This is a genomic window from Pseudomonas sp. FBCC-B545 (genome assembly GCF_059134095.1).
Map to the genome: position 1 here is coordinate 3,621,385 of NZ_CP101441.1, position 12,071 is coordinate 3,633,455.

At 62.2% G+C, this 12,071-nt stretch carries 13 protein-coding genes; 8 read left to right on the forward strand and 5 right to left on the reverse strand.

All coding sequences use genetic code 11. From position 1 onward, the window contains the following. The first annotated feature begins 102 nt into the window (after positions 1-102). Positions 103-342, forward strand: a complete 240-nt coding sequence (locus tag NMB39_RS16760) for a DUF6124 family protein (RefSeq protein WP_494340409.1) — start codon at positions 103-105, stop codon at positions 340-342. 150 nt (positions 343-492) lie between these two features. Here the strand turns inward: NMB39_RS16760 and glsB are convergent, their stop codons facing one another. From glsB to NMB39_RS16775, 3 genes are all read right to left on the reverse strand, one after another. Continuing rightward, positions 493-1,401 carry a glutaminase B gene (gene glsB, locus NMB39_RS16765; RefSeq protein ID WP_057011214.1) on the reverse strand — a complete coding sequence of 303 codons (909 nt, stop codon included), beginning with the start codon at positions 1,399-1,401 and terminating at the stop codon, positions 493-495. A 55-nt stretch (positions 1,402-1,456) separates the two neighbouring features. After that, positions 1,457-1,801 carry a hypothetical protein gene (locus NMB39_RS16770; RefSeq protein WP_057022586.1) on the reverse strand — a complete coding sequence of 115 codons (345 nt, stop codon included), beginning with the start codon at positions 1,799-1,801 and terminating at the stop codon, positions 1,457-1,459. Between the two features lie 73 nt (positions 1,802-1,874). Further along, on the reverse strand, positions 1,875-2,285 hold the full coding sequence (locus NMB39_RS16775) for a hypothetical protein (RefSeq protein ID WP_057022587.1): 411 nt from the start codon (positions 2,283-2,285) through the stop codon (positions 1,875-1,877). Between the two features lie 109 nt (positions 2,286-2,394). On the opposite strand from NMB39_RS16775, the gene NMB39_RS16780 reads away from it, so the two are divergent. Further along, positions 2,395-3,249, forward strand: a complete 855-nt coding sequence (locus tag NMB39_RS16780; protein WP_057022698.1) for an AraC family transcriptional regulator — start codon at positions 2,395-2,397, stop codon at positions 3,247-3,249. A gap of 165 nt (positions 3,250-3,414) precedes the next feature. Continuing rightward, positions 3,415-4,497: an LLM class flavin-dependent oxidoreductase gene (locus tag NMB39_RS16785; RefSeq protein WP_494340408.1), complete on the forward strand. Its 1,083-nt coding sequence runs from the start codon at positions 3,415-3,417 to the stop codon at positions 4,495-4,497. A gap of 71 nt (positions 4,498-4,568) precedes the next feature. Here NMB39_RS16785 and NMB39_RS16790 read toward each other — a convergent pair whose 3' ends face one another. Then, positions 4,569-5,363: a class II aldolase/adducin family protein gene (locus tag NMB39_RS16790; protein WP_046072256.1), complete on the reverse strand. Its 795-nt coding sequence runs from the start codon at positions 5,361-5,363 to the stop codon at positions 4,569-4,571. Between the two features lie 106 nt (positions 5,364-5,469). After that, complete coding sequence (locus tag NMB39_RS16795) at positions 5,470-6,375, reverse strand: LysR family transcriptional regulator (RefSeq protein ID WP_046072255.1); 906 nt, start codon at positions 6,373-6,375, stop codon at positions 5,470-5,472. A 212-nt stretch (positions 6,376-6,587) separates the two neighbouring features. On the opposite strand from NMB39_RS16795, the gene NMB39_RS16800 reads away from it, so the two are divergent. The 5 genes from NMB39_RS16800 to NMB39_RS16820 all read left to right on the forward strand — a co-directional run bounded on the left by NMB39_RS16800 (position 6,588) and on the right by NMB39_RS16820 (position 11,999). Continuing rightward, positions 6,588-7,199, forward strand: a complete 612-nt coding sequence (locus NMB39_RS16800) for a cysteine dioxygenase family protein (RefSeq protein WP_057022589.1) — start codon at positions 6,588-6,590, stop codon at positions 7,197-7,199. Continuing rightward, positions 7,196-8,779: a rhodanese-related sulfurtransferase gene (locus NMB39_RS16805; protein WP_494340407.1), complete on the forward strand. Its 1,584-nt coding sequence runs from the start codon at positions 7,196-7,198 to the stop codon at positions 8,777-8,779. The genes NMB39_RS16800 and NMB39_RS16805 overlap by 4 nt, the downstream gene beginning before the upstream one ends. Positions 8,780-8,864: 85 nt before the next feature. Further along, positions 8,865-9,824: an ABC transporter substrate-binding protein gene (locus tag NMB39_RS16810; protein ID WP_494340406.1), complete on the forward strand. Its 960-nt coding sequence runs from the start codon at positions 8,865-8,867 to the stop codon at positions 9,822-9,824. Positions 9,825-9,888: 64 nt separating this feature from the next. Then, positions 9,889-11,058 (forward strand): acyl-CoA dehydrogenase family protein, encoded by a 1,170-nt coding sequence (locus NMB39_RS16815; protein ID WP_494340405.1) that lies wholly within the window; start codon positions 9,889-9,891, stop codon positions 11,056-11,058. Then, the gene (locus NMB39_RS16820; RefSeq protein WP_494340404.1) at positions 11,055-11,999 is read left to right on the forward strand and encodes a D-isomer specific 2-hydroxyacid dehydrogenase family protein; all 945 of its coding nucleotides are present in this window, start codon (positions 11,055-11,057) and stop codon (positions 11,997-11,999) included. Before NMB39_RS16815 ends, NMB39_RS16820 begins: the two co-directional genes overlap by 4 nt. Positions 12,000-12,071 lie beyond the last annotated feature (72 nt).

The window sequence follows — 12,071 nt, forward strand, 5'->3', positions numbered from 1 at the left end:
TGCCGGGTTCGTTGACAACCGGTCGGTCAACCCGCGTACAGCTGCCACCCTCTTCGTTTGACCGCGAACGCTGGCGGCTCCACTTGTCGACGGAGTTTCACCATGATCAAAAACACCCCAAATCCCCCAGAAACCCTTTTCACTCTCTGCCCCAACCTCAGCACTGAAACCCTGCTGGTCAATGCGTCCCAAGACCTGGCATCCATCACCGACATAGCCACCCAACTGGCTTTCGAAATCGACGGCGCCCACCGCAATGTAGCGCTGGGCATCTGCCGAATGCTCGAAGGCGTGCAGCTACTGGTAGGCAAGGTGCTGGATGAAACCCACCCCGTCGCGTAAAGACAAGACCGTATGAAGACCTCCAAACCATTGGAGATCCAAATGTGGGAGGGGGCTTGCCCCCGATGCAGTGTGTCAGGCGCTACATTTATTGCTGACACTACGCCATCGGGAGCAAGCCCCCTCCCACATTTTGCTTTGGTGATGTGCTCAGAACACCGACCACCCAATCCGCTCACTCAACAATTCCAACGCCTTCATCCCCGCCAGCGAGTTCCCCGCCGCGTTCAACTCCGGCGACCACACGCACACCGTAAACTGCCCCGGCACTACCGCGACGATCCCGCCACCTACCCCACTCTTGCCCGGCAACCCGACGCGGTAGGCAAAATTGCCCGCCTCGTCATACAGCCCGCTGGTGGCCATGATCGAGTTCACCTGTTTTGTCTGACGCGCTGTCAAAATCTGCTCGCCACTGTGGGCGCTCACGCCTTCGTTGGCCAGGAAACTGAACGCCCGGGCCAGGTCCAGGCAGCTCATCTGCAAGGCGCAGTAGTTGAAGTAGCTGTGCAGCACCGCGTCCACATCGTTGTGAAAGTTGCCGAAGGATTTCATCAGGTAGGCCATGGCCGCATTACGTGCGCCATGCTGGGCCTCGGACTCGGCGACCACGCTGTTGACCAGGATCTGCGGGTTGCCCGACAGGCGCCGCACAAAGTCACGCATCGACAGGATCGGCACGGCGAAGCGCGATTGGTTGATGTCGCAGATCACCAGGGCGCCGGCATTGATAAACGGGTTGCGCGGGCGGCCGCGTTCGAATTCCAGTTGCACCATGGAGTTGAACGGCTGCCCCGACGGTTCATGGCCCAGGCGTTCCCAGATGCTCTCGCCGCCGTGATCGATGGCCTGCACCAGGCTGAACACCTTGGAAATGCTCTGCACCGAGAACAGGGTGTCGGCGTCACCGGCGCAATAAGCTGCGCCGTCATTACCGTATACCGCGATGCCGAGCTGCTGGGCCGGCACATCGGCCAGCGCGGGGATGTAGTCGGCCACTTTGCCGAGGCCGATCAGGGGGCGCACTTCGTCGAGAATCGACTCGAGCAGCGCCTGCATATCTTGTCCTGTCATCTTTGTTTGAATCAGTAAAAAACCAGGCGCGCAGGATAAGTTAATGGGCGCGGAAGCCCCACACAATCTCTACCACCCGCTCGGCAACCACCACGTACATCAGGATCAACAACAGTTGCAGCGCCAAGTGATAGCGCAAGTTGGCCAGCCTTCGAATGCCATCACTGACGTTCAGCAACATCAATAGCGTCGACAGGATAATCAACCCCCAACCGGCGACGTTGGAGGCGAACACCCCGATAAACAACTCACGTTGCCCCACCAGCGTATTGGTCCCCGCCGCGAACAACAGCGCGCACACCAGCAGATTCTTTACGTTGTCGAAGATCTGTGTGCTCAGGTCGTTGTCCAGCAACGCCAGATACCGCGTCCATAACGTGCGCATGCTTGAGTACCGAGTGGGAAGGCTCGTCAATCAAGGTAGTTCAATTGTGGGCGCTGTCGAGCGTTGGCCAGGCTTAGAAATGCGCCACATCCGAGACCTGCTCATCCAGCACATCCCGGGCCAGCGCCCAGGCGCGGTCCTTGGACTCCACCACCAGCAACGGGTAGCCCCAGGCCTTGCCGAATGTCACGGCAAAGGGCTTGAGGGCCAGGCGCTTGGCGGCGCTGGGTTCGACCTGGATCATGCCTCTGACGTAAGCGCGTAACACCGCCTTGTGCGTCTTCATCCAGATCGAGGCCTGCTTGCGTTCTTCATGGGAGTGCGCGTGATTGTTTTCATCCACGGCTTTCTCGTGCAGCAGCACGAAGGGCTGCTTGCGGGCCAGCAGGCGTTCGAAGATCAGGAAGGCATCTTCGGGCCCGCCTCGATTGGGCGCGTCGAACACGATTTTCACCACGGGGAAAGCAGAACTGTCGAGTCGCATGGCAAAGCTCCTTGGATGAGATTGGTTCTCATCATAAGCGCCAAGTTGCTGGACGGCATTGCACACAATAGCCAGAATGTTTCGCAAACCAGCCAAGGTAGCCAGCACCATGGTTCATCACCGCCTCGACCATTACGACCCCAGCCGGGTACGCGATGCCGCTGCCATCCCGCGCCCGATAGTTGCCGTGGGTGCATCCAGTACCTCCGAGCGCTGGGAACATACCCCCCACCACCATCAGCACGGGCAATTGATCTACACCTTGCGCGGCGTGGTGCATTGTGTGATCGAGGCCGGTATCTGGATCGTGCCGCCACAGTGCGCACTGTGGATACCCGGCGGTGTGACCCACGCGGCGCGGGGGGCCGGGGAAGCCGATGTGTATTGCCTGCTGATCGACCCTGGCGCTGCCAGCGCCCTGCCCCACCAATGTTGCACTCTGTCGGTGTCGCCATTGCTGCACGCGCTGATCGGCAAGGCGGTCAGTTTCCCGCCGCTCTACGACGAAGACGGTGCCCAGGGCCGGCTGGTGGCGACCTTGCTGGATGAGCTGGCCGAGGCCCCCATCGAGGCCCTGCATTTGCCAATGCCCCAAGACCCACGCTTGACCCGATTGGCCAATAGCTTGCTGGCCAACCCCGGCGACAAATCCACCTTGGGCGAGTGGGCCATGCGCATCGGCATGAGCGAGCGCAGCATGACGCGCCTGTTGCTGGAGCAGATCGGTTTGAGTTTCGGCCGCTGGCGCCGCCAACTGCACGTGATCCTCTCGCTGCAGCGCCTGGCCAACGGCGAAAGTGTGCAGAGCGTGGCCCTGGACCTGGGCTACGAAAATGCCAGCGGGTTTATCACCATGTTCCGCAAGGCGATGGGCCAGCCGCCGGCGCGCTACCTGGCGGACCGCATGGGTGCGACGAGTCAGGGCGCGCAACCCGGCATTGCGATGCGCGAGGCCGCGAACTAAATGCATTTTTCTGATATTGAATAAATATCAACATTTTATATTTTAATAATTAGGTTAGAACCAAACGGCATTTTACAGGCTCGGCCGCTGGCTCTACTTTCACGTCTACGGACCGACCCCCTGCCCGGTGGAGGCTTGTTTACCGACCTCGACAAGGACCTGACCATGAGCATTGAATTCATCGGCTATATCGGCGGCCACCACGCCTCGGAAATCCACCCGCGCAGCGGCCCGACCCTGCAACCGGACTACGTCGAAAGCGTCGCCCGCGCCCACGAAGCGGCGGGCTTCGACCGCGCCCTGATAGCCTTCCACTCCAACAGCCCGGACAGCACGCTGATCGCCGCCCATGCGGCCAGCGTCACCACCAGGCTGCAGTTTTTAATCGCCCACCGCCCGGGTTTTGCCCAACCCACATTGGCTGCACGCCAGTTCGCCACGCTGGATGTGTTCAACGGTGGGCGTACTGCCGTGCACATCATCACCGGCGGCGATGACAACGAACTGCGTGCCGATGGCAGCCATATCGGTAAGGATGAACGCTATGCGCGCACCGACGAGTACCTGAGCGTGGTGCGCCAGGAATGGACCAGCGAGCAGCCCTTCGACTTCACCGGCACTTACTACCAAGTGCAAGGCGCGCACTCCACAGTGAAGTCGCCACAACAGCCGCATATCCCGCTGTATTTCGGCGGTTCTTCAGCGGCGGCGATTGCCGTGGCCGGCAAGCATGCGGATGTGTATGCGCTGTGGGGCGAAACCTATGAGCAGGTGCGCGAAGTGGTGACCCAAGTGCGCGCCGAAGCCGCCAAGCATGGCCGTACGATTCGCTTCAGTTTGTCTCTGCGGCCGATCCTCGCCGACACCGAGGAACTGGCGTGGCAGCTCGCCGAGCAGATTCTGCAGCAGGCCACGGCGCTGGCCGAGAAGAATGGCTTTGTGCGCCGCGAGCCGCCGAATGAAGGCTCGCGGCGGTTGTTGGCGGCGGCGGCGCAGGGGTCGAGGTTGGATAAGCGTTTGTGGACCGGGATTGCCGGGTTGCTCGGGGCGCAAGGCAATTCCACTTCGTTGGTGGGCACTGCCGAGCAAGTTGCAGAGGCGCTGTTGGATTACTACGACCTGGGGATTACCACCTTCCTGATTCGTGGGTTCGACCCGCTCAATGATGCGATTGACTATGGCAAGAAGTTGATTCCCCTCACCCGCCAGCTGGTTGCCGAGCGGGAACAGGCCCAGCAAGTGGCTTAAGCACACAGCAAGTCAAAAAATGTGGGAGGGGGCTTGCTCCCTCCCACATTTGATTTGCCGCGCATTCAGGATCAGTTCTTGTAGTCGGTATCAGTCCGCTCCAACTGCCGCACCAGCGCATTCCAATGCCGCGCCACTCCGGGCCCTTGCCCATTGCTGAACACCTTGGCCTGCTCCTCGACCTTGGCCACCACCTCTGCCGGCGGGAAGATCAATTCGGCATTCCCCGCCGCCTGCGCGGCGATCTGTATGTTGCAGGCGCGCTCCAGGCTTTGCAGTTGCTGGAAGGCGTGCTCGACGCTGACGCCCGCCGTCAACAAGCCATGGTTGCGCAGAATCATCACGCTCTTGTCGCCCAGGTCTGCCACCAGCCGCTCACGCTCATCCAGGTCCAGGGCCACGCCCTCGTAACCGTGGTAGGCCACGCGCCCGGAGAACGCAATGGAGTGCTGGGAAATCGGCAGCAAGCCGTCCTTCTGCGCCGACACCGCAATACCATCGCGGGTATGGGTGTGCAGCACCGCTTGCAGGTCATGGCGCGCACCGTGGATGGCGCTGTGGATCACGTAGCCGGCGTAGTTGATCCCCAGGCCAGTGGGGTCGTCGACGATGGTGCCATCGAGGTCGACCTTGACCAGGTTGGAGGCGCTGATTTCATCGAACAACAACCCGAAGGCGTTGATCAGGAAATGCTCGTCGGGCCCCGGTACACGGGCCGAGAAGTGCGTATAGATATGGTCGGTCCACTTGTACAAGGCCGCCAGGCGGTAGGCGGCGGCCAGTTTGACGCGCACCTCCCACTCCTCTGGCGTGACGCGCTGGCGGACGGTATTGGAAACACTGGAAAGCGAGGTGACGCTGCTCATGGCAAAACTTCCTGGATGGCCTTAAGGACTCAAGGCCAGCCTAGGGGAAGCAAAAAAATAATAAAAAGCACATTTTAATCTAAGCTAATTATTATTTTTTTTCATATCACGCGACGTTGCGGATCTTGTGCAGGGAGTCTGCCACCCACTGGCCAAACGCATCCACCGGCCCCTGCAGATTGCCAAGGAAGTGCGGGTAGATCAGCCACAGGTCCATCACCGGCTTGAAGTCCTTGAGCGGCATCACTGCCAGCTGCTCGCGATGGGCACTGCGCTCCAATAACGGGCGCGGTACCAGGCCAAGGCCGAGGCCGTCGGCCACCAAACCTAATTGCAGTTCGGTGCCGAAGGTTTCCAGGTTCACTCGCAGCGCCAGGCCCTGGTCAGACAAGGTGCGTTGCAAGCCGGCTCGGAAGCCGCAGCCATCCGGGTTGAGAATCCAGCCGTTCTGGTACACATCCGCCAGCTTGCACGGCTTTTTCGGCAACTGCGCCTTGGCGCAGACCACCACCAGCTCCATCTTGCCGATGGACTCACCGACGATGTTGTCCGGGAAGATCTTGCCCGCCGGGAACAACGCCACCGCCGCATCCAGCTCGCCGCGTTCGATCTTGCCGACCAATTGGCTGCCCCAGCCGGTGGCGACCTGGGCGCGCAGGTCGGTGTATTCAGTGCGCAGGTGCTTGAGCGCGTCCAGCAACACCACGTCGCCGATGGTCTGCGGTACACCCAGGCGCAACACGCCGGTGGGCGGCGCATCGGTAGCTACCAGTTCGCGCAGGGCGTCCATCTCGCGCAGGATCAGCCGGCATTGTTCATAGACGCGGGTGCCGATCAGCGTCGGCTTGAGGGGCTTGGTGTTGCGGTCGAACAGCTCCACACCCAGGGCCTGCTCGAAGTTCTGCACACGCCGGGTAATGGCCGGCTGGGTCAGTTGCAACGACTCGGCGGCATGGCTGATGGACTGGCAACGAATCACTTCGACAAAGGCATCGATATCGTCAATTTTCATTTGGGCCGCACATAGAGATCAGTCATTAAGATGTGCGTGAAGCATAGTTGCCGCCAACCAGTCTGGATAGCCCACGCTGTGATCGATAACGTCTAACGCTATTCACACCTGTTCTAAATTACCTTCGGCTATAAGCTAATCATTAAAAAATAGCATATTAACTGCAAACATTATGCTTATATAAACCCATCAACCCAGCCGATGGAATGGTCATGACCCAGGCCCGACACCCCGAGAGACTCAGAGCCTTCATAGGCGCCCTGGCGGAACTGATCGAAGCCAACCCGCGCGAAGGCGACCTGCTGCACCGTGGCGGCAAGCTGCTGGCGCAACTGGTCAGCCATGATGACTGGCTCCCTGACGAATTCGCCCAGCCTGACCCCGAGCGCTACCAGCAGTTTTTGCTGCATGCCGATTCGCGCCAACGTTTCAGCCTTGTCAGCTTCGTGTGGGGGCCGGGGCAACGCACACCGATTCATGACCATCGGGTATGGGGGCTGATCGGCATGTTGCGCGGCTCGGAATTTTCCCAGGGGTTTGCCCGTGCCCCCGATGGCAGCCTGATGGCTGAAGGCAAACCGATCCAGCTATTGCCGGGTCAAGTCGAAGCAGTGTCGCCCAGGATTGGCGATATTCATCAGGTCAGCAATGCCCACGCCGATCAGGTGTCCATCAGCATCCATGTGTACGGCGCCAATATCGGTGCGGTGCGCCGTGCGGTGTATCAGCCTGACGGCAGCGAAAAACTGTTTATCTCTGGTTATTCCAACGCCTATCTCCCGAATATCTGGGACTTGTCCAAAGAAAAGAGCCCTGCCCTATGACCAACGTATCGACCCGCCGCTATGCGCAGATTCGCCAGGCCTTGTTGGACCGTGAAGAAGTCGCGCTGATCGACGTGCGCGAGGAAGCGCCGTTTGCCGAGGCCCACCCGCTGTTCGCCGCGAATATCCCGCTGTCCAAGCTGGAACTGGAGGTGTACTCGCGTATTCCACGCCGCGATACCCAAGTCACCCTGTATGACAACGGTGAAGGGCTGGCCAGCCGCGCCGCCGAACGCCTGGTTGCGTTGGGCTACACCCAGGTCAGCCTGCTTGAAGGCGGGCTGGAGGGTTGGCGCCGGGCCGGCGGCGAGCTGTTTATCGACGTCAACGTACCCAGCAAGGCCTTTGGCGAACTGGTCGAGAGCCAGCGCCACACACCGTCCCTGGCCGCCGAAGACGTCCAGGCCCTGCTCGACAGCCAGGCCGATGTGGTGGTGCTCGACGCCCGCCGCTTCGACGAATACCAGACCATGAGCATCCCCACCGGCATCAGCGTGCCAGGCGCCGAACTGGTACTGCGCGCCCGCGAACTGGCACCCGACCCGGCCACGCGCATTATCGTCAACTGCGCCGGGCGCACCCGCAGCATTATCGGCACCCAGTCGCTGATCAATGCCGGCGTTCCCAACCCCGTGTCAGCCCTGCGCAACGGCACGATCGGCTGGACATTGGCCGGGCAAACACTGGCCCATGGCCAAGCCCGCCGCTTCGCGCCAACGCCAGAGGAACACCGCCAGCGCGCCGCCGAGGCTGCGCGCCGCGTCGCCGACAAGGCCCGGGTCGGTCGCGCCAGCCTCAACGATCTTCACCGCTGGCAGCAGGATGCGACGCGCACCACCTACCTGTTCGATGTGCGCACCCCGGAAGAATTCGAAATCGGCCATTTGCCCGGCGCACGCTCCACGCCCGGCGGCCAATTGGTGCAGGAAACCGATCACGTTGCCAGCGTACGCGGGGCGCGCCTGGTGCTGGTGGACGACGACGGCGTGCGCGCCAATATGTCTGCGTCCTGGCTGGCCCAGTTGGGTTGGCAGGTGCATGTACTGGATGATCTGCAAGCGGCGCATTTCAGCGAACATGGCGCTTGGGTCGCACCGGTGCCTGCGCCGCCCCAGGCCGAACTGATCAGCGCGCCTACCCTCGCCGACTGGCTGGGCCATGGCGACACCATGGTGCTGGACTTCACTGCCAGCGCCAACTATGTCAAACGCCATATTCCCGGGGCCTGGTGGATCCTTCGCGGGCAACTGCCCCAGGCCCTGGCCAATGTGCCGCCTGCGCAACGCTACGTATTGACCTGCGGCAGCAGCCAGCTGGCGCGCCTGGCGGTGGCCGAAGTCGAGACCCTGACTGGCAAGCAGGTGTTCCTGCTACAGGACGGCACCGCCGGCTGGATCGCCGCGCAACTGCCTCTGGAAGAAGGCGAAACCCACCTGGCCTCGCCGCGTATCGACCGTTACCGCCGCCCCTATGAAGGCACCGATAACCCGCGGGAGGCCATGCAGGCTTACCTGGACTGGGAGTTCGGCCTGGTCGCGCAACTGGCCCGCGACGGCACCCATGGTTTCTATGTGATCTGAGTCACCGCTGCACCGTTCCCACGGACATCCGACCCCTTCTCCAGGCGGAGGTATCTCCTTTTATCCAACGCCTGGAGTTTGCCCCATGCTGTACGCCACCCCATTCAAACGCATGCTGCTGGGCGCTGCATTGGCCCTCGGCCTGTCCACCGCCCAGGCCGCCGACCTGCAACCGCTGCGCGTAGCCAACCAGAAGTCCACGATCAAGGCACTGCTGGACGCTTCTGGCGAAAGCCAAAACGTTCCCTATGAGATCAAGTGGTCGGAATTCCCCTCGGCCTCGCCCCTGGGCGAAGCGCTGAACGCCGGCGCCGTGGATGTCGGCGCCCTGGGCGATGCTCCCTATGTGTTTGCCTTGGGCGCGGGCGCATCGATCAAAGTGATCAGCATCATCCATGCCGAAGGACGTAACACCACCGCACTGCTGGTGCCCAAGGACTCGCCGATCAAGACTGCGGCGGATCTCAAGGGCAAGAAAATCGTCACCGGCCGCGGCTCCATCGGGCACTACCTGGCAATCAGGGCCCTGAACGATGCCGGCTTGAGCACCCAGGATGTGCACTTCATTTTCCTGCTGCCCGCCGAGTCACGGCTGGTGCTGGACAACGGCACTGCGGATGCCTGGGCAACATGGGACCCCTACACCACCGTGGTCACCTCACAGAGCAACGCCCGCGTGCTGGTCAGCGGCAAGAACCTGTTGAGCAATCACCTCTATTTCGCCGCCACCGGCCAGGCGATCGCCGACAAACGCGTGCAACTGGACGACTTTGTCGCACGGGTTGACCGCGCCTACGCCTGGGCCAACACCCACCCCGATGAATATGCCGCCGCCCAGGCCAGGATCACGGGCTTGCCATTGGCCGTGCACGTCGAAGTGGCCAAGGACACCCACCTGTCACCGGTCGCGATTGACGACAGCGTGGTCCGCGGCCTGCAAACCACCGCCGACACCTATGTCAAAGAAGGCCTGCTGCCCACGCATATCGACGTCTCCCAGGGCTTCGATCCAAGTTTCAACACCAAGCGTGCGCCCCAGCTGTAGTGCCAGCCCCGCTCAAAGCGCTGGCCTGGACACTGCCCCTCCCACTTTGACCGAGTACCTGCTGATGACTCACTCATCTCTACGGGCTGTGGACGTCGTCGATTTCGACACCACGCTCGAACGCCTCAGCGCCGAACTGGCCAGCACCGCCCACATCTATGACGAAAGCGGCGCCTTCCCCCACGCCAACTTCAAGCTCTTGCACCAGCACGGCCTGCTCGCCCTGACCGTGCCCAAGGCTCTCGGCGGCGGCGGTGCCAGCCTGGCCCAGGCGCGCAAGGCCATCAGCGCGATAGCCAAGGGCGAACCGTCCACGGCGCTGATCCTGGTGATGCAGTACCTGCAACACAGTCGCCTGCAAGACAGCCAGACCTGGCCCGCACACCTGCGCATCAAAGTTGCTGAGGATGCCGTGCGCAACGGCGCGCTGATCAACGCCCTGCGTGTCGAGCCGGACCTGGGCACCCCGGCCCGTGGCGGTCTACCGGCCACCACCGCGGTGCGCGGTGCCGACGGCTGGCGTATCAGCGGGCGCAAGCTCTACTCCACCGGCAGTCATGGCTTGAGCTGGTTCAGCGTGTGGGCGCGCAGCGATGATGCCGACCCGCTGGTGGGCGCCTGGCTGGTGCCCAAGGACAGCCCCGGCGTGAGCATAATCGACACCTGGGATCATCTGGGCATGCGCGCCACCTGCAGCCATGAGGTGGTACTCGACAACGTGCTGGTGCCGCTGGACCACGCCGTCAGCACCAGCCCCTGGAGCGCACCGCAGCCGGAGCTCGACGGTGACGGCTTGCTGTGGATGTCGGTGCTGCTGTCGTCGGTGTACGACGCCGTGGCCCAGGCGGCGCGGGACTGGCTGGTGAACTGGCTGGAGGAACGCAAGCCATCCAACCTCGGCGCGGCGCTGTCCAGCTTGCCGCGTTTCCAGGAGACCGTCGGCCATATCGACACCCTGCTGTTCGCCAACCGCAGCCTGCTCGACGCCGCCGCCGAGGGGCATACCCCGGCCGCTAACGCTGCACAGTTGAAGTACCTGATCACCCATAACGCCATTCGCGCCGTGGAACTGGCCATCGAGGCATCCGGCAACCCCGGCCTGTCACGCCACAGCCCGCTGCAACGACATTATCGCGACGTGCTGTGCAGCCGCGTACACACCCCGCAGAACGACGCGGTGTTGCAAGGCGTCGGCAAAGCCGTGTTCACCCAACGCCAGAAGGAACGCACATGAGCCAGGTGATTATTGCCAGTCAGTTGGACGAAGACTTCAACCAGGTGATCCGCGAGCGCCTGGCACCGCTGCACCCCGAGGCCCAGGTGCTCGGAGTGCCGGTCGGCGTGCCCAGCGACCTGCCGCCCCAGGCCAATATCCTGTTGCTGCGCCCGATCAACGTACGTGGCTACACCGCGCCCGACACCCCGCCGCCGGGCTGGCCCTATGGCGCGCAATGGGTGCACCTGGTGTCGTCGGGTATCGACTTTTACCCGCAGTGGCTGTTCAACGGCCCACCCGTGACCACGTCCCGGGGCAGCGCCGCCGACAACCTCGCCGAGTTCGCCCTGGCCGCGATCTTTGCCGCGTCCAAGCACTTGCCGGATATCTGGGTGAAGGACGCGCAGTGGCATTTCACTGCTCTGCGCCCGCTCAAAGGCACCACCCTGGGCATTCTTGGCTTTGGTGCGATTGGTGAAAGCCTGGCGCAAAAGGCCCTGGCCCTGGGCGTCAAGGTGGTCGCGCTGCGTCAGAGCCAGGCCCCCTTCAGTGCCGGTGTTGAAGCGGCCACGGACATCCACGACCTGTTCGCCCGCGCCGACCACCTGGTGGTGGCGGCACCGCTGACCGAAGCCACGCGCCATATCATCAACCGTGACGTGCTGGCCAGCGCCAAGCCTGGGCTGCACCTGATCAACATTGCGCGTGGAGGGTTGCTCGATCAGGAGGCATTGCTCAAGGCGCTGGATAACGGCCAGGTCGGCCTGGCCTCGCTTGACGTGACCGAGCCGGAACCCTTGCCGGATGGGCACCCGTTGTACAGCCATCCACGAGTGCGGTTGTCACCGCATACGTCGGCGATTTCGACCAACAGCAAGGATGAAATTGCCGATGCGTTTTTGGCGAATCTGGAGCGGTATATCGACGGCCTTACTTTGGCGAATCTGGCGAATCCATAACGCCAAACACAGATCAAAATGTGGGAGGGGGCTTGCTCCCGATAGCGGTAGGTCAGCCGTAGATATAGAGAC